At 52.0% G+C, this 18,031-nt stretch carries 16 protein-coding genes, 1 pseudogene and 1 riboswitch; of the genes and pseudogenes, 16 read left to right on the top strand and 1 reads right to left on the bottom strand.

Annotated elements, in window-relative coordinates; all coding sequences use genetic code 11:
- Window positions 1-82 precede the first annotated feature (82 nt).
- The 8 genes from MHH82_RS25820 (at window position 83) to MHH82_RS25780 (ending at window position 6,567) form a co-directional block, all read left to right on the top strand.
- Window positions 83-346 (top strand): aspartyl-phosphate phosphatase Spo0E family protein, encoded by a 264-nt coding sequence (locus MHH82_RS25820; protein WP_009590300.1) that lies wholly within the window; start codon window positions 83-85, stop codon window positions 344-346.
- Window positions 347-570: 224 nt separating this feature from the next.
- Window positions 571-1,131 (top strand): cob(I)yrinic acid a,c-diamide adenosyltransferase, encoded by a 561-nt coding sequence (locus MHH82_RS25815; RefSeq protein WP_340968479.1) that lies wholly within the window; start codon window positions 571-573, stop codon window positions 1,129-1,131.
- A 3-nt stretch (window positions 1,132-1,134) separates the two neighbouring features.
- The gene (locus MHH82_RS25810; RefSeq protein ID WP_340968477.1) at window positions 1,135-2,199 is read left to right on the top strand and encodes an RluA family pseudouridine synthase; all 1,065 of its coding nucleotides are present in this window, start codon (window positions 1,135-1,137) and stop codon (window positions 2,197-2,199) included.
- Window positions 2,196-2,552 carry an arsenate reductase family protein gene (locus tag MHH82_RS25805; RefSeq protein WP_340968476.1) on the top strand — a complete coding sequence of 119 codons (357 nt, stop codon included), beginning with the start codon at window positions 2,196-2,198 and terminating at the stop codon, window positions 2,550-2,552. The genes MHH82_RS25810 and MHH82_RS25805 overlap by 4 nt, the downstream gene beginning before the upstream one ends.
- A gap of 303 nt (window positions 2,553-2,855) precedes the next feature.
- Window positions 2,856-3,752 (top strand): 5'-3' exonuclease, encoded by an 897-nt coding sequence (locus MHH82_RS25800; protein WP_015737130.1) that lies wholly within the window; start codon window positions 2,856-2,858, stop codon window positions 3,750-3,752.
- A gap of 15 nt (window positions 3,753-3,767) precedes the next feature.
- Entirely contained in the window at window positions 3,768-4,058 is a 291-nt protein-coding gene (locus MHH82_RS25795) for a hypothetical protein (RefSeq protein WP_340968474.1), read from the top strand.
- Between the two features lie 401 nt (window positions 4,059-4,459).
- Window positions 4,460-5,356: an ROK family protein gene (locus tag MHH82_RS25785; RefSeq protein ID WP_096776417.1), complete on the top strand. Its 897-nt coding sequence runs from the start codon at window positions 4,460-4,462 to the stop codon at window positions 5,354-5,356.
- 185 nt (window positions 5,357-5,541) lie between these two features.
- Window positions 5,542-6,567, top strand: a complete 1,026-nt coding sequence (locus tag MHH82_RS25780) for an HRDC domain-containing protein (RefSeq protein WP_340968470.1) — start codon at window positions 5,542-5,544, stop codon at window positions 6,565-6,567.
- A gap of 153 nt (window positions 6,568-6,720) precedes the next feature.
- On the opposite strand, the gene corA is transcribed toward MHH82_RS25780, so the two are convergent.
- Window positions 6,721-7,656: a magnesium/cobalt transporter CorA gene (corA, locus tag MHH82_RS25775; RefSeq protein WP_009594304.1), complete on the bottom strand. Its 936-nt coding sequence runs from the start codon at window positions 7,654-7,656 to the stop codon at window positions 6,721-6,723.
- Window positions 7,657-8,098: 442 nt separating this feature from the next.
- Window positions 8,099-8,227: riboswitch (SAM riboswitch) on the top strand.
- A 131-nt stretch (window positions 8,228-8,358) separates the two neighbouring features.
- Here corA and metA point away from each other — a divergent pair.
- The 8 genes and pseudogenes from metA (at window position 8,359) to MHH82_RS25735 (ending at window position 18,028) form a co-directional block, all read left to right on the top strand.
- The gene (gene metA, locus MHH82_RS25770) at window positions 8,359-9,276 is read left to right on the top strand and encodes a homoserine O-acetyltransferase MetA (RefSeq protein WP_015737127.1); all 918 of its coding nucleotides are present in this window, start codon (window positions 8,359-8,361) and stop codon (window positions 9,274-9,276) included.
- Between the two features lie 24 nt (window positions 9,277-9,300).
- Window positions 9,301-10,485 (top strand): PLP-dependent transferase, encoded by a 1,185-nt coding sequence (locus tag MHH82_RS25765; RefSeq protein WP_145040488.1) that lies wholly within the window; start codon window positions 9,301-9,303, stop codon window positions 10,483-10,485.
- Window positions 10,482-11,702, top strand: a complete 1,221-nt coding sequence (locus MHH82_RS25760; RefSeq protein ID WP_049788738.1) for an aminotransferase class I/II-fold pyridoxal phosphate-dependent enzyme — start codon at window positions 10,482-10,484, stop codon at window positions 11,700-11,702. The genes MHH82_RS25765 and MHH82_RS25760 overlap by 4 nt, the downstream gene beginning before the upstream one ends.
- A gap of 165 nt (window positions 11,703-11,867) precedes the next feature.
- The gene (gene mqnC / locus MHH82_RS25755) at window positions 11,868-13,001 is read left to right on the top strand and encodes a cyclic dehypoxanthinyl futalosine synthase (RefSeq protein ID WP_015737124.1); all 1,134 of its coding nucleotides are present in this window, start codon (window positions 11,868-11,870) and stop codon (window positions 12,999-13,001) included.
- 192 nt (window positions 13,002-13,193) lie between these two features.
- Window positions 13,194-13,436, top strand: a pseudogene (gene tnpA, locus MHH82_RS25750) (IS200/IS605 family transposase); the annotation flags it as partial.
- A gap of 433 nt (window positions 13,437-13,869) precedes the next feature.
- A complete protein-coding gene (locus MHH82_RS25745; RefSeq protein WP_015737122.1) occupies window positions 13,870-14,775 on the top strand; it encodes a putative sporulation protein YtxC in 906 nt (301 codons plus the stop codon).
- Between the two features lie 463 nt (window positions 14,776-15,238).
- Window positions 15,239-17,176 carry a threonine--tRNA ligase gene (gene thrS / locus MHH82_RS25740; protein WP_015737121.1) on the top strand — a complete coding sequence of 646 codons (1,938 nt, stop codon included), beginning with the start codon at window positions 15,239-15,241 and terminating at the stop codon, window positions 17,174-17,176.
- A 105-nt stretch (window positions 17,177-17,281) separates the two neighbouring features.
- Window positions 17,282-18,028 (top strand): 3D domain-containing protein, encoded by a 747-nt coding sequence (locus MHH82_RS25735; RefSeq protein ID WP_009594309.1) that lies wholly within the window; start codon window positions 17,282-17,284, stop codon window positions 18,026-18,028.
- Window positions 18,029-18,031: the final 3 nt, after the last annotated feature.

Below are 18,031 nucleotides of genomic sequence, written 5' to 3'. Positions count from 1 at the left end.
AAAGATTCACTTTTCATTGACGAAAATTATGTTATAATTTTATTTTGGGGGCAGAATTTTACTTTCCAAGGAGGGATCACCAGTGTTTTGTGATTATGAATTGTCAAACTACCGTGGTGATTATACGGCTGAAGACAATAATCACGGTAAATGGTCAATTAAATCAGCCAAATCCACTCCTCAGGAAATTACCTTGGAAGACGAAATTCACATGCTCCGCCGGAAGATGGAGCAAATATTTTTGGAAGAGCAGTCCTTCACGTCGGAAATCGTGATCGAGATCAGCAGTTTGCTGGATCTGAAGATCAACGAATATATGAAGGCCCATCCCAAAAAGAAACTCTAAAATATTTCACCATTAAATAATACAAGGCTGTTCCTAGAGTGAGAATACTCGTGGTTCAGCCTTGTTTGTGTTTAAATCCAAACGCCAACCTAAAGCACTTCCCTCAGGCATTATCGGCCTTGGGTTTATTCGGCCGCAGCGGGAACGTGATCCGAAATTATGCTATAGTGAGCATAATAAGATGTTGTGGTGTTCGTTCAAGATATGAAATGGAGGAAGATGTGATGAAGGTATATACAAGAACGGGAGATGCGGGGGAGACTTCGATTATTGGCGGTCGCGTGCCCAAGGATGATCCGCGCATCGAAGCGTACGGCACGATCGATGAATTGAACAGCTTTGTCGGTCAGGCCGTGTGCGTGGCCAAGGAAGCCGATTTTGAGGAGCTGTATCTTCAGCTCGTTCAAATCCAGCATGAACTGTTCGATTGCGGCTCGGATCTGGCTTATGCGAGGCCGCGGGAGGATAAACTCAAGGTCGGTGCCGAGCTTGTGGATCGTCTGGAGGCGTGGCTGGATGCATTCGAAGAGAAGAACCCTCCGCTTGAGCGCTTTATTCTGCCGGGCGGAAGCGCCTTGTCTTCTTCGCTGCATGTATGCCGGACCGTATGCCGCCGCGCAGAAAGGTTGACCGTTACGCTGCAGCGAACCACCGAGATCAATCCGGAGGTCCGCCGGTACTTGAACCGGTTGTCCGATTATTTCTTTGTTGCCGCACGGGCAGCCAATGTGCATGCCGGGATACCTGATGTTGAATATGAGCGAAGCGGAAAGGTGTTCCGGTAATAGATGAGTCTGTACTATCCGCCAATCCGCTATGTCGTGCCTTCACACGAAGACGGCATGCTGCTTAAGACCATTTTGCAAAAAAGAATGGGGGTATCCCGCAAGCTGCTCTCCCGCCTCAAATTGACGGAGCAGGGCATTATGCTGAACGGGACCCGCGTATATATTAGCGTTAAAGTGCAAGCGGGCGATTTGGTCGAAATTCGGATGGAGCAGGAACGTTCCAACGATATGCTGCCCCAGCCCATGGAACTTCATATTCTGTACGAGGATGAGCATCTGCTTGTCTTGAACAAGCCGGCAGGGGTCATCGTGCATCCCACGCATGGGCATTACACCGACACGCTGGCCAACGGGGTCGTTCATTATTGGCAGGAGAAGGGCTGGAATTACCGGTTCAGAGCGGTTCACAGGCTCGATCAGGAGACTTCCGGCGTACTGGTAATCGCGAAGAATGCGTATATTCATCAGCATGTTTCCGAACAAATGATTGCCGGCACCGTCGATAAGAGGTATGTCGCTTTTGTGCATGGAAGACCTTCTTCGCAGACAGGCGATATTGACGGTCCGATTGATCGGGATCCGTTGGAGCCCCACCGGCGCATCGTAACTCCGGAAGGATATCCTTCGCTTACGCGGTATAGGGTACGCGAAACTTACCCCTCCGCATCCTTGGTTGAATTGAAGCTCGAAACAGGCCGGACGCATCAAATTCGGGTGCATATGCTAAGCATCGGTTGTCCATTGATCGGAGATCAGATGTACAGGCATCCCGTATACAGCGATCAGGAATTGTTACCGGATGCGCCGGAGAGGGATGAGGATTCCAATGGGGCCGTCGGGTCATTGGATCCGTTAGCCGCAACGATCATGAGGCTGGACGGCTATATGGACAGGCAGGCGCTGCATGCGGCAAGCCTGACGCTGATGCATCCGATTGAGGGGAAGACGATGGTATTCACGGCCCCGCTGCCTGAGGACATGAAATCATTGAGATTAGCGCTCGCGCAAGAAGCTGTCACTTCATTATGTAACACTACAACATTAGAGGGAGAACCTATTGAATGAGCAAACTGAAAGTATATCAATATCCGAAATGCGGGACTTGCCGTAACGCCGTGAAATGGCTGCAGAACGAAGGACATGAGCTGGAGCTTCAACATATTTTCGAACAACCGCCAAAGAAGGATGAGTTAGCCGACCTGATCGCCAAGAGTGGACTGGAGCTAAAGAAATTTTTCAATACGAGCGGCGAGGTATACAAGGAAATGAACCTGAAAGACAAGCTGCCCGGCCTTTCCGATGAGGAGAAGATCGAACTGTTGTCTTCCAACGGAAGATTGATCAAGCGTCCGATCGTGACCGACGGCAGCAAAGTAACCGTCGGCTTCAAAGCGGAGCAATATCAGGAGGCATGGTAGAAGTAACGGTCGTTTTTGGGACATGACAGACACAAAAGACAGGCTGCGGCTAGTGATTGATTACGAGAGTCGCGGAATCGGTTTGCCGAAGGGCAGCCATTCGCCGGTAACGATGTCGTCCTGCTGATGAAGGCAGAGCATTCCATGGTTTTTCGACCATCGGAATGTTCTTTTTTTGTGAACAGCCCACGATAGGAAATTCAAAGAAATACCCTGTGACAAGCCCAAGTCCATATAAGGATATGGTATAATGACAAGGTATATTTTAAGGTTATACCAGAGAAGTTAAAGTTAGGAGCGATCATGACCGTGATACCCAATCCACAACCATCCTTAATGCTCGTCGACGGGATGGCTTTATTATTTCGTGCTTATTATGCAACCGCGTCCAGCGGTTATATCCGTCGTACCAAAGCGGGTGTGCCAACCAACGCGATTTACGGTTTCCTGCGGTATATGTGGGATGCCATCGATAAATTTCAGCCTACCCATGTAGCTTGCTGCTGGGATATGGGCTCAAAAACATTCCGTACGGAGCAATTCGCCTCGTATAAAGGCAATCGTCCGGAAGCGCCGGATGACTTGGTTCCGCAGTTCTCGCTGGTTCGCGACGTGACGGAATGCCTCGGGATCCCGAATCTGGGCGTTGTGGGTTATGAGGCCGATGACTGCATCGGTACGCTTGCCAGACGGTTCGGCGATAGCATGAACGTCATGATCCTGTCGGGCGACCACGATTTGCTTCAGCTCGTGAACGATTCGACTTCGGTCATCATTATGAAAAAGGGGCATGGCAATTATATGCACTATACACCGGAGACGCTTTATGCCGAAAAGGGGCTTTCACCAAGACAGGTGATCGATGTAAAAGGCCTGATGGGAGATACGAGCGACAATTATCCGGGCGTACGCGGGATCGGCGAGAAGACGGCTGTCAAGCTGATCCAGGAATATGAATCCGTGGAGGGCATCCTTGCGAATCTCGATTCATTGACCAAAGGGGTTCGCACCAAGATCGAAGCGGATTTGGAGATGCTGCATCTGTCCCGGGCCCTGGCCGAAATTCATTGCGAGGTTCCAATGGAATGCGAGCTCGATTTGTGCCGCCTGAGCGTGGATCACGAACGTGCGTTAACCAAACTGGAGGAGCTGGAAATGAAGAGTCTTGGCCATCTTTTTGGGGTGGCGGTGGTTTCCTAGCCGCTTCGGTCGAAGGTGTCGTACCGGAGACATCCGCAGCAGGCCGGGGCACTTCTTCAATTCACCAGGAAGCCTGAAATCAGCGGCGTCTTCATGGTGGCTGGATTGTGTTTGTGGAGCCGTCGTCGTGACCACGACGAAAATGCTCGGCTCGGGTTGCCGGAATGGCAGTCGATAAAAACATCACTGCTGTCCAGCATCAGTGCCTTTATACTGGGATCAGCGGCGGCACGCTGGATGTCCCGGCGCGCGTTTGTCGGCAGAACGGCCGGCGAAACGCAGCTGATGCTCCTGCAATTGTGGTAGGCTTTCCGTCCGCTAATGGTACTGAGCAGAAACAGCTGGATCCGCGCTGCCGCAGGTCCGCGAGGCAGGCGTATCGGCGTTCTTTCTGGCTTTTGCCGGAGGTTTAGGCGAATTTGAGGCAACCTGGATGGGTTGCAAGCAATATACCGTGCGTCACGCAAACGCTGCCCACGGCGATTTACGTTGCGGTTAGCAATGGCGAAAGCGGGCCGGCATGGGCGTGGTGACGGTTATTGTTTTGTTCTCATGGCTGTTACTCCCGCGTCTCGGAACGGGCAGAGGCAGAGAAAGAGGCAGGCAGACTTGACGGGAGCACAATGTTTACATATGCTTCGAATAGAGCTTGTTAGCAACCATATAGAGAACAAGGCACAGCACATCGTGGAGAGGATGGAAGAAGCATGAGTTTACTTGGAGCAATTGAAGCAGGAGGAACCAAGTTCGTTTGCGGCGTGGGTACGGAGGATGGAACGGTTGTGGAGCGAGTGAGCTTTCCGACGACAACCCCTGAAGAAACCATGGCAAACGTCTTTAACTTTTTTGCGGATAAGGATATAGAGGCGATCGGAGTCGGTTCGTTCGGACCAATTGACCCGGTGAAAGGCAGCCCGACCTATGGCTGCATTACAACGACGCCGAAGCCGCATTGGAGCAATTACAATATCGTCAAAGCATTGGAAGAGCGTTTTGACGTTCCGATCGGGTTTGATACCGATGTAAATGGAGCGGCTCTTGGAGAATATACGTGGGGGGCGGCCCAGGGACTGGACAGCTGTCTTTATATCACCATCGGAACGGGAGTAGGGGCAGGTGCAGTGGTATCCGGCGAACTGATTCACGGCCTGTCCCATCCGGAGATGGGGCATATCTACGTCCGCCGTCATCCCGAAGACAAATATGAAGGAACCTGTCCTTATCATGCAGACTGTTTGGAGGGGCTTGCTGCGGGACCGTCTCTGGGCAAACGCTGGGGTGTTCCCGGCGTGGAATTGACGCCGGATCATCCGGCTTGGGAGATGGAAGCTTATTATCTCGCTCAAGCGCTGATGAATTATGTCCTCATCCTGTCCCCTCAGCGGATCGTGATGGGTGGAGGCGTGATGAAGCAGGAGCAGCTGTTCCCGCTGATCCGCACGAAGCTTCAAGAGCTCCTGGCAGGATATGTTCAGCATCCAAGCCTTCATGACGGGATCGATCAATTCATCGTTCCGCCGATGCTCGGCGATAATGCGGGTCTCTGCGGCGCATTGGCATTGGCCAAGCTGGCAGTGGATGAAGCCAAAAGCATTCAAGCTTAGCCTGATTTCTTATATAGGGCAAGTTCAAAATGGATTGGATTCTATTACAGATTATGGTATTATAGTTTCAACAGTATAATGTATGGAACGAAGGAAGCACCTTTCTTGCCGCTGCGCGGAGGAGAGGTGCTTTTTTGCGTTGTTCCGCCTTTATGCTGATTGTGTAAACGGGAGGTTATCGAGGGATGCAAATTGTGTTCATGAATCGGATGAGCGGAGCGGATGAGTCAGGTCATCTCCGTTCGGCCCAAGTATGGATCGGCGAGGAAGAAGGAGGATGGCGACTCGGCTGGCGGAATATGGAACCGGACGGTGAAGTTTCCGATGACGAATGGTATGAAGGCAACTCATGGAATGAGCTGCTATGCGTGTATCGGCACCAGCTTGCGAAGAAGCTCGGAGAAGGCTTCCGCCCGCTAATCGAAGGGGTATTCCATGAACCGGGGGAGACCGTGAGCAAGAATCTCGGCACTCAGAAACTGCAGTGTTACAGCGAGCTGTATGGATCGGAGGAGCTGTACACGGAGTTGTGCGCCTGGCGCAGGAGAAAGGCCGCATCCGGAAGAAAAGCGCCCTATTTCATTGCCAGCAACCGGGTGCTGCGCATGATCAGCGCCTTTGTTCCCCAGAGTGAGGAAGAGCTGCTGCAGCTTCCGGGAATCGGGGTTAGCAAGGCTTCGGAGCACGGGGTGGAATGGCTGGAAATTACAGCGAAAACCGAGCGAACCACAACGTTTCCCCTGGATTGGGTGGATGCGCAGCTGCCGGAAGAGGAGTTCTTGTCCTGGCTGTATAAACAGAAGGAACAGAGATATCAGCAGGAGCTTGAACGCTTCCGAACCCGCCGTGCGATGCTGATTGGCATAGCCGAGGGCGCTTCGCTGACCGAGCTTGAAGCGCGTACCTCGCTGTCGCGTCGGGATTTGGTCGAGGAGTTGGAAGGGCTTGAGAAGGAAGGCTATGATACGGAGCAACTGCTCCAGGTCGAATTGAACACGATGACGGCTGCGGAGCAGGAAAACGTATGGAAGGCGTTTGAAGAGTTGGGCGATACGTTTCTTAAACCTGTGTTACAGCGGGTATACGGACAGGGACAAGCCGAGAACGCAGAATCAGAAGAGCTGGGCGGAACGGAGAGGCTGTATGAGCGGCTTCGTCTCATACGGATCCGCTTTCGGCGGGATCAGCCCGGCAAAGCGAATGCCGGTTAATCTGCCTTAAACGAAGTCAGGACGGATTCTCCCGGTTGCAGGGAGATCCGTCCTGATGCTAATTCGCCGTGCTTGTAAATTGAGTTGTAGTTGCGGCGGTTCGTATGAACCGTTGTGATCCGGTCAATACTCGCCCCTTTTGACCAGGGTGTCTTATATCCAATCCTTTTTACGGAACAGATAAAACATGAGCGCGCCGGCAAAAACCATGATGCCGATAACCACATAATAGGAATATCTCCAATGAAGTTCCGGCATATACTCAAAGTTCATGCCGTAGATGCCCGTAATCAGCGTCAATGGAATAAAGATCGTTGTAATAGCGGTAAACACGCGCATGATTTCATTGGCCCGATTGGCGATACTGGATTGGTAGGCTTCCCGAAGGTTCCCCATGAGATCCCGATAGGTCTCGAACGTTTCGGAAATTTTAACGGCATTTTCATAGATATCGCTGAAGTATTTCTGCAGCTGGTCATCGATCAGCCGAAGATCTTTTTTGTTGAGCGTATTGATAACTTCCTTCTGAGGTCCAAGCACCTTTTTCAACCAAAGAATCTCGCTTCGCAGACCGATGATTTCGCTGAGATGGGATTTTTTGGTATGCATCAGAATGTCTTCCTCCAGCTTTTCAATCCGTGCTTCAATTCGGTCCCCTACGGAGAAGTAGTTGTCCGTGACGAGGTCGATCAAGAGATAGAGGAAGCGGTCAGGCGTGCTGACTTCATCCTCCCAGAGAAGCGGTTTGACGGTGCGAAGCTCATGGATCTTTTGCTTGGTCACCGTAATAATAAAATGCCTGCCCAGGAAAACATTCAATGCCCGAAGGAAAATCTCTTCGTCGTCAAACCGGATGCTGTTCACGACGATAAAATAGTGGTTCTCGTATATTTCAATTTTGGGACGCTGCTCCTCTTCGCTGAGGCAATCCTCAACGGCAAGATCATGCAGGGAGAAGAGGGGCTGCAGTTCGGCTAAATCATCCACGTCCGCATCCAGCCAGTAGAAGCCGCTGGCCGGAGCTGTCAGCGTCATTTCGATGTCATCAACAGGGGTAAATACGCCCGAATCGACCAACCGGATTTTCATCTGATATCACTCCTTTGTCTAATCCAAGCTGCTTAAGTCAAGCAGTTAAGGCACAGGATATCAGCCCACCGGTGTACGGGCATAAATCGAGGAAGGTTAGAATACGATAAAAAGCGCATGAAAAATAACGCTGCCCTCTGCCGGTAAGCTGATCTTGATCCTATGCGGTTGTGCGTCTTGTGCATCCAGTTTCTGGCTCGGGTCACCGTCCATCTTCCATGTCACCTCTTTCATACTCGGTTTTAAACAGCACTTGTCTAGTATAACGCCGGGTGTAGGACCTTTCAAGTGAAATCCGGAGCAGTCCAAGGGCCATGATATAGGGTATGGAAACCTTTGGTGAAGTGTGACAAACTCATGAAAAGGTTCTTGACGAAAAATTGAGGATGATTTAAAGTAGGTATCAATTACGAAACAATTCCAAACAACTGAATAAAGCGAAATCTTATCAAGAGCAGGTGGAGGGACTAGCCCTATGAAACCCGGCAACCGGCGGCAACATCGCACGGTGCTAATTCTTGCAGGAGATACGACGATTGTATAAGCCGTTGTATAGCCTGACAGATGAGAGAGGCGCATTGTGATACGTATATGATGACCTTTCTCTACTTCGAGAAAGGTCTTCTTGCGTTTATACAGTCTAACGCTCTTTCTCACAGCTTTATGGATGTATCATTTCATATTTCGAAGGAGTGAGCCGAGATGCCAATTAAAATTCCGGATGCCCTGCCGGCAAAGGAAGTTCTGGCTGGAGAAAACATTTTTGTCATGGATGAGAGTCACGCGTTTCATCAGGATATCCGCCCGCTGCGGATTGCGATCCTCAATTTGATGCCAACCAAGGAAACGACGGAGACCCAGCTGCTGCGATTGATCGGCAACTCCCCGCTCCAGGTGGATGTCGTCCTTCTTCACCCGAGTTCCCACGTATCGAAGAATACGTCGGCCGAGCATTTGAAATCATTTTACAAAACCTTTGAAGAAGTGAAGAACCGTCGTTTTGACGGCATGATCATTACAGGAGCTCCGGTCGAGCAGCTGGAGTTCGAAGAAGTGAATTACTGGGATGAGCTTACTGAAATTTTTGAATGGACCAAGACCCATGTAACCTCCACGCTCCATATCTGCTGGGCGTCGCAAGCCGGGCTTTATTATCATTACGGCGTGCCGAAATACAGCCTCGAGGAAAAGTGCTTTGGCGTATTTCCGCATACGATCAATGAAGCGTGTACCAAGCTGCTCCGCGGATTTGACGAAATGTTCTTTGTTCCGCATTCCCGTCATACGGAAGTTCGGCGCGAAGACATAACAGGCGTGGATGATTTGGTCATCCTGTCCGAGTCCGAGGAAGCAGGGATTTATTTGGTGTCCAGCCGGGACGGCAAGCAGATTTTTGCCACAGGGCATTCCGAGTATGATGCGGACTCCCTGAAATGGGAGTATGACCGGGACGTTGCCAAAGGCATGGACATCGCGCTGCCGCGCAACTATTACCCGAACGACGATCCAACAAGAACGCCTCCGTCCATATGGCGCGCGCATGCAAACTTATTATTCACTAATTGGCTCAATTACTATGTATATCAGGAAACGCCATATGATATCGGTCCGCAAATTTAACAGCGTACGGGAGGAGAGTTTGTGATGGAGAAGAAACCTTTGAATATAGAGAGCCGGCTGGCACAGATCGGATCGGTGCAGGAACCGGTAACGGGAGCAGTGAATTTTCCGATTTATCAGGCTACGGCATACCGCCATCCTAAATTAGGCCAGAGCACGGGGTTTGATTATGCCCGCACCAAGAATCCGACACGTTCGGTACTCGAGGATGCTTGCGCCGAGCTGGAATCCGGTGACGCCGGCTTTGCCTGCAGCTCGGGCATGGCGGCCCTTCAGACGATTTTTGCGCTGTTCGGTCAAGGCGATCACCTGATTGTGTCGCTCGATCTGTACGGAGGGACGTATCGGCTGCTGGAGCGGATCATGTCCAAGTTCGGGGTAACGGCAACCTACGTGGATACAAACGACTTGGATGCGCTGGAAGGATCCAGACGACCGAACACGAAGGCCGTATTTATCGAAACGCCGACGAATCCGCTCATGATGATTACGGATATCGAAGCCGTCTGTACGTGGGCAAGACGCCATCAATTGATCAGCATCGTGGATAATACGCTGCTAACCCCGTATTTCCAGAGACCCATCGAGCTTGGGGCGGATATCGTCATACATAGCGCCACCAAGTATCTGGGAGGGCATAACGATGTGCTGGCAGGCATCATCGTGACGAAGGGCAAGGAATTATCCGAGGAGATGGCCTTCCTTCATAACTCCATCGGGGCGGTGCTGAGTCCTTCCGATTCCTACCAGTTAATGAGGGGGATGAAGACACTTGCGCTTCGCATGGACCGGCACGAATCGAATGCAACCGCGGTGGCATCCTTTTTGACAACCCACCCGGCGATCGGCGAGGTGTATTACCCTGCTCTGCCGGATCATCCGGGGCATGAGATCCAGAATCGCCAATCCAGCGGCAACACGGGCATCTTCTCCTTCAAGGTGAAGGACGCCCGCTATGTCGAACCGGTGCTGCGGCACATCAAACTGATTGCATTCGCAGAAAGCCTCGGAGGCGTCGAGTCCCTGATGACATACCCGGCGGTCCAGACCCATGCGGACATCCCGCTTGAGATTCGGGAAGCGATCGGCGTGGACGACCGCTTGCTCCGGTTCTCGGTCGGCATCGAGCATGCGGATGACCTGATCGCGGATTTGGATGCTGCGCTGGGCGCGGCTATGGCAGAAGTGGAAGGGAGCACGGGAGCATGAGCATCGATAAAGGTCTATCCGGCTTGGGAACGGAAACCAAGCAGGTATCAGTAAAACAGGGACACCAAGAAGAACTTCGTTTCGAGACGAAACTATTGCATTTCGGCGGGGAAATCGACCGGGCAACCGGCGCCTCAAGCGTTCCGATCTATCAAGCCTCGACGTTTCATCATGAAGACGTCTTTAACCCGCCACTGCACGATTACAGCCGTTCCGGCAATCCGACGCGGCAGGCGCTGGAAGATTATATCGCCCTCTTGGAAGGAGGCGTGCGCGGCTTCGCTTATGCTTCCGGCATGGCGGCGATCTCCAGCTCGTTCATGCTGCTGTCCGCGGGCGATCATATGATCGTGACGGAGGACGTATACGGCGGAACCTACCGCCTGCTGACCAGCATACTGAGCCGCATGGGCATCGAGAGCACCTTCGTCGACATGACCGATCTGGATCAGGTGAAGGCGGCCCTCAAACCGAATACCAAAGCGGTTTATATGGAAACCCCTTCGAACCCGACCTTGAAAATTACCGACATCGGCGCCGTCACGGATTGGGCTAAGGAGCAAGGCCTGCTTACCCTGCTGGACAATACGTTCATGACGCCGTTCTATCAGCGCCCGATCGAGTTCGGCGTGGATATCGTCATCCACAGCGCAACCAAATTCCTTGGCGGACACAGCGATGTGCTGGCAGGTCTCGCCGTAGCCAGAACCCAGGAGCTGGGAGACCAGTTGAAACAGCTGCAAAATGGTTTGGGCACGGTGCTTGGGGTCCAGGATTCCTGGCTCCTTATGCGGGGCATGAAGACGCTTAGCACTCGGATGGCCCACTCCGAGCAAAGCGCGGCCAAGCTGGCGGCCTGGCTGCAAGGGAGAAGCGACATAGAGCAAGTGTATTACCCCGGCCTATTGAATCATCCGGGACGGGAAGTCCATGAGAAGCAATCGAGCGGTTACGGCGCGGTCATCTCCTTTGACGTCGGCTCAGGCGAGCGTGCGAAGCAGGTGCTGAACCGCGTGAAGCTGCCGCTGGTAGCCGTCAGCCTGGGAGCAGTGGAGAGCATCCTGTCGTATCCGGCGATGATGTCCCATGCGGCCATGGGCGAGAAGGTTCGGCATGAGCGCGGCATTACCGACGGTTTGCTTCGCTTCTCGGTCGGACTGGAGGATGTGGATGACCTGATTGCCGATTTGGACCAGGCCTTTTCTGCCAGCAACTAAAGATTTTTAAGAAGCAATGAACCTCATTTGAAGATTTGCCAAATCATAGAATTCGGCATCCTGTCACGGACGGGATGTCGTTTTTAATGGCGGAATGTGGTAGGATGGGATAGACGAAGTTTTACTGGTGATTTGTATTTTGTTTTAAGTAGGGAGGCTGCAAGAATGAGTGCGGTAAACCGTATATTGGATAAAGCTTTACGCGGTGAGCGTTTAAATTTGGAAGATACCGTGACCCTTTTTGAGAGTGATGAGATCGAGAAGATTGGCCATGCGGCGGATGTGATGACCAAGCGCCTGCATCCGGATCCCATCACGACGTTTGTTATCGGCCGGAATATCAACTACACCAACATATGTGACGTATTCTGCCGTTTCTGTGCTTTTTATCGCAGACCCGGCTCTTCCGAGGGCTATGTTCTGCCTGATGAGACGATCTTCCAGAAGATTCAGGAAACCGAGGACGTTAACGGCACTGAAATTTTGATGCAGGGCGGAGTCAATCCGGATTTGCCTTTCAATTATTATACGGACCTGCTTCGCAACATTAAGAAGCGGTTCCCTAACATTACGATGCATTCCTTCTCCCCGGCCGAAATCATGAAGATGGTGGAGATCTCCGGGCTCACACTCGAAGAGGTGATGCGCGAGCTTCACAGCGCCGGTCTGGATTCGCTGCCTGGCGGCGGCGCGGAGATTCTGGATGATCGCATCCGCAAAAAAGTCAGCCGTTTGAAAGGTACATGGCGCCAATGGATGGATGTCATGCAAACGGCCCATAAGGTCGGTATGAACACGACGGCTACCATGGTCATCGGTCTTGGCGAAACGATGGAAGAACGGGCGCTGCACATGCTTCGCGTACGTGACGCACAGGATGAATGCATCCAGAACGGGTATGACTCCAAAGGCTTCCTGGCCTTCATTCCGTTTACCTTCCAACCGGACAACACGAACCTCAAGCGCGAGCGCGAAACGCCGGAAGCGTACCTGAAGACGGTAGCCATCGGCCGGCTTGCGATCGACAACGTGCCGAACCTGCAATCGTCCTGGGTAACGATGGGGCCTGAGATCGGCAAGCTGTCGCTCAGTTACGGCTGCAACGACTTCGGCAGCACGATGATGGAGGAGAACGTGGTGTCTTCCGCAGGCGCCGTGTACAAGGTCAACATTGAATCGATTATTCAATTAATCCGCGAGACCGGCAACATTCCGGCTCAGCGCAACACCCGGTATGATATCCTTCGCGTGTTCGAGGATAACAGCACCGTGGAGCGCGACTTCGTAATGCAGAACTAATCGCATAACTTATAATCCGCAAGACGGGCCGACTCGGCCCGTTTTTTATTATTTTGGCTTTAGCCAGTTGAGTGCGTGAAACGCGCGAAACAAAAAACCACCCGCTATGCGGGTGGAGGGATTGAGGATTTGACCACTAAGCCATTCCGATAAACTTGAGATGTTCAGGCTCAAAGAAAGGAATGGTCTTAGATGGCAAACAAGAGCTACAGCCTAGCTCACACAAAGTGGATGTGCAAATACCACATTGTATTCACCCCGAAGTATAGACGGAAAGAGATTTATAATCAAGTGAGAAGAGATCTGATTGAAATTTTCAAGCGCTTATGCAAGTACAAAGGTGTAGAGATCATATAAGGGCATATGATGCCAGATCATGTATACATGTTGGTAGCGATCCCACCGAAAATTGCAGTCTCATCGTTCATGGGATATCACATGACCAAGCGGTAGATAAGCTGAGTGTAAAAGAGTACGAAGATCCGTTCAGTAGCAACAGGAGCAAGAAGAAATAAACCAGTTTAACTGGTAAGTGAAAGTGACAAAAACACTGAGCCTGAACGGATTTGTGGTCAGGCTAGCGTCTTTAGGCGCAGTTTGGCAACAAGGGGTTATACCCCAAGAGCAAACCACCCGTTGGACGGGTGGTCATGATTTAGATATCAGAAAGTATAAACTCCAAAACATGAACCTTCCTGACATCGCAATAAAAAATTACAGAAAAGAGCGGCAGGCCCTTCATGGAATGTGCGTTGATAAACATTTTTAATATGCGCGCCCGGACTTGCTTGTTTTTCCAAGCAGGAGTTCCGTATATACCCGAGCGGGTCCCCATATACTGAAAAGGGAACTCGAAAGGAGTGATTCCATGGAACTGTTCAGCATTTCTGTCGGTACGCGGACGGAAGACGAGAAAAAGGCGTTCCACCGCATATTGTCAGACAAGCAGAAAGAGCTACATAAACAGTGCAAGCCGCTCAAATTCACATTCAGCGCTTCGAATGACCGCGTGATTTGGACGTGCTCCGGCAAGCTTCCGCTGTCTTCGTGGACCGCATCGGCCGACACGCTGCGCCGGCTTGCTGCCGAAGCAGTCACGGCTTACATTCTGGAGGAGAAGGAGCAGGAGATTGCTGCACGGTTAATGTTCTCGGAATTCGAGTTTGATGATGAGGAAGAAGCAGGGCGGATTTTGCAGTGGTTTTTGATGCTCCTGCAAAAAGAAGAAGGCCCGTCCGGGGATTTCTGGCAGAGCCGCAAGCGCAAGCTGGCTGAAGGCATTTATCAATGCCTTAACGAGGCGCCGGAGCTCAATCTGGACGGTTTCATGACCTTCAGGCTCCAGTCCTATGAACAGGAGCTTCGCGAGATGGCCGAGTACGCGGTGGATGAGTTTATGCTTGATCAGCAGTATGAGGAGTTCGTAAGCCTGCTGAAATATTTCGTTTATTTTCAGGAGCCCAAAATGCCGCTGGTTCACGTCATTCATAAAGGGGAAGAGGACTTTTTGCTGCTGGACGGCAATCTTCGCCCGATCGAACGCCCTCGTGACGACGGACTGGTTATGGAAAGGCTGGACCAGGAGATGGAGATTGAGGATATGGTCGTCAGCACGCTGATTTCGGTATCTCCGGCCCGCATGATTATCCACACGAGGCAGCCGGAGCTTCCCGTCATCGCGACATTGGCCCATATCTTTGATAACCGCGCCGAAGTATGCTGCAGCTGTCCGGAATGCAGCGCGCTTCTGGGAAGCGGACGAATGATGACTTGACGCACCGAAGCGGTCAGGATTATAATTACTGATAAATTCACGTAAAAGCTCTGACAAAGACATGAATCAATCCGGATCCGACCGCTCAGAGAGAGGAAACCTCGGCTGCAATTTCCTCCGGTTCGCCATTGATTTACCCCTTTGTAGCTGTGTCGTCGAACCCGCAAGTCATCAAGAATGCGGATGAGTAGGCTTCACCGGTTCATGACCGTTACTCAATGCTGATGAAGGATCTTAATCGATTATGTACCGGGTACATAAGAGGATGGAGAGATCGAATTAGGGTGGAACCACGGGTATAACACTCGTCCCTTCGCGGGACGGGTGTTTTTTGCATGTTCCGGTATCCTTCGCTGAAGTCCAGGCGGGCTTGTGAACAGCCCAAGGCCTTGCTTCACGGGGAGACTAACGCGTCCTTCATATATGGAAGAAACGTGAAAACTTTTTTGGGGAGGAATGCAAGGTGGCTATTAGCATTAAACTGCCTGACGGCTCCGTACGGGAGTATGAGGCCGGCAGCAATATCGAGGATGTGGCTGCGTCGATCAGCAGCGGACTGAGAAAGAATGCCGTTGCGGGAAAAATGGACGGGATCGTCGTGGATCTATCCACTCCGCTTCAGGACGGAGCGCTGATCGAAATCGTAACGCAGGATACGCCCGAAGGACTTGAGGTGATGCGCCACAGTACAGCGCATTTGCTGGCTCAGGCAACCAAGCGTTTGTATGGACAGAAAGAAGTCAAGCTTGGCGTAGGGCCGGTCATCGAAGACGGCTTCTATTACGACATGGACCTGGAAGAGCCTTTGAATCCGGAGGATCTGCAGAAGATCGAGAAGGAAATGGAACGCATTATCGGCGAGAACCTCCCGATCGTCCGCAAGGAAGTGAGCCGTGCGGACGCGCTGCGCATTTTCGGCGAGCTTGGCGATCCATACAAACTGGAGCTGATCAACGCCCTGCCGGAGGACAGCATCATCACGATTTACGAGCAGGGCGAATTCTTCGACCTTTGCCGTGGACCGCACGTCCCTTCAACCGGCAAAATCAAGGTGTTCAAGCTGATGAACGTGGCAGGCGCATACTGGCGCGGCGACAGCAAGAACAAAATGCTTCAGCGTGTTTACGGTACGGCGTTTGTGAAAAAAGCGCAGCTCGACGAGCATCTTCGCCTGCTGGAGGAAGCCAAAAAGCGCGACCACCGCAAATTGGGCAAGGAATTGCAAATGTTTACGTTCTCTCAGCTCGTTGGACAAGGCTTGCCGATCTGGCTGCCTAACGGCGCGAAGCTGCGCCGTACCCTGGAGCGTTATATCGTGGACATGGAGGAACGCCTGGGTTACCAGCACGTGTACACCCCTGTACTTGGAAACGTGGAGCTGTACAAAACCTCCGGTCACTGGGAGCACTATCAGGAGGACATGTTCCCGAAAATGGAAATGGACAACGAGGAGCTTGTTCTGCGTCCGATGAACTGCCCTCACCATATGATGGTATATAAGAGCGATATGCACAGCTACCGGGATCTGCCGATCCGCATTGCGGAGCTAGGCATGCAGCACCGCTACGAGATGTCCGGCGCACTGACCGGCCTGCATCGCGTGCGCGCGATGACGCTGAACGACTCGCATATTTTCTGCCGTCCGGATCAGATCAAGGAAGAGTTTGCCCGGGTCATTCAGCTGATCATGACGGTCTACAAGGACTTCGGCATTCACGACTATCGCTTCCGTCTGTCTTACCGGGATCCGCAGGATACCGAGAAGTACTTCCAGAACGACGAAATGTGGGAAATGTCCCAGCGCATGCTGCGTGAAGTAGTGGAGAGCCTGGACATGCCGTTCTATGAAGCGGAAGGCGAAGCTGCCTTCTACGGACCGAAGCTTGACGTTCAGATCCGCACGGCACTGGGCAAGGAAGAAACGCTGTCCACCGTCCAGCTCGACTTCCTGCTGCCTGAGCGCTTTGAGCTGGAATATGTCGGCGACGATGGCCAGAAGCACCGTCCTGTCGTAATCCACCGCGGGATTCTGGGCACCATGGAACGCTTTACGGCATTCTTGCTCGAGAATTTTGCAGGGGCGCTGCCGTTGTGGCTTTCCCCGGTACAGGTCAAAGTCATTCCGGTATCCAACGCCTTTGAAGACTACGCCAAGGAAGTGGCCGAGAAGCTTCAATTCGCCGGTATTTCCGTAGAGCCGGATCTTCGCAACGAGAAGCTGGGCTACAAGATTCGCGAAGCACAGCTCGAGAAGATTCCATACATGTTCATCGTTGGCGAGAACGAGAAAAATGCCGGAGCGGTTTCCGTCCGCAAGCGCGGCGAAGGGGACATCGGGGCCCAGCCGCTGGACGAAATCATCCTCAAGCTGCGTGAAGAAATTAACACCCATGTGGTTTAGTTTAGCCGTAAAAGATAAGTAACCGAGGAAACATGCAGACCTCTGCCATGACGTATATTCTATTCGGGAAGTGGGAACCCTCGCTAGTAAGGGGGAGGTATTCACATGATCCAATGGAAAACATGGCAGAGGTTTTTTGCTGGTTTTATTTTATCAGCCATCTTGTTCAGCGCAGGCTCTACGGCAGTAGAGGCCCGCAATTTGATTCTAAGCGAATCCTACGAATCGACGGACACCCGAAATGTGTATGATCCATCAGAGGAAATACATGGCTCCGATTACGTTGAAATGTCTCGCTTCTATGCGCTGCGCGTGGTAGGTTTTAGTGATATGAATAGATATTTGGAGGTTCCAAGTACGGGGCCGAAGACCAGTGAGCCCGGCAAGAAACGCGAGTCCATGCCGGTGCTTGCCCCGAGGGAGGACCAGGTGCTGCATACGGTGAAGGTAACCGCTACGGGATACACGGCAGGTTACGAGTCGACCGGGAAGAAGCCGGGACATCCCCAGTATGGAATCACCTACTCCGGGGTGAAGGTCAAGCGGGATCGAAATACGCTGTCTACGATTGCCGCGGATCCTGATGTATTTCCGCTCGGCAGCATTCTCTACATTCCCGGCTATGGGTATGGGATCGTAGCGGATATCGGATCAGCCATCAAGGGCCAGAAGATTGACCTCTATTTCTCCACCACCAAGCAGGTGTTTAAGGAGTGGGGGAAAAAGGACGTCGAGGTGCAGGTCATTAAAACCGGAAGCGGCAAATGCACGGAAGCCATGCTGAGAACCTTGGAGGACGCGATTGAGACCTATCGTTTCCTGCCTTCATCCGTGCTGGAGGAAGCCATTTAGGGT

Source organism: Bacillus sp. FSL K6-6540, assembly GCF_038007545.1.
The sequence above is the reverse complement of the archived record's forward strand: the minus strand, read 5'-3'. Positions and strand labels throughout refer to the sequence as shown.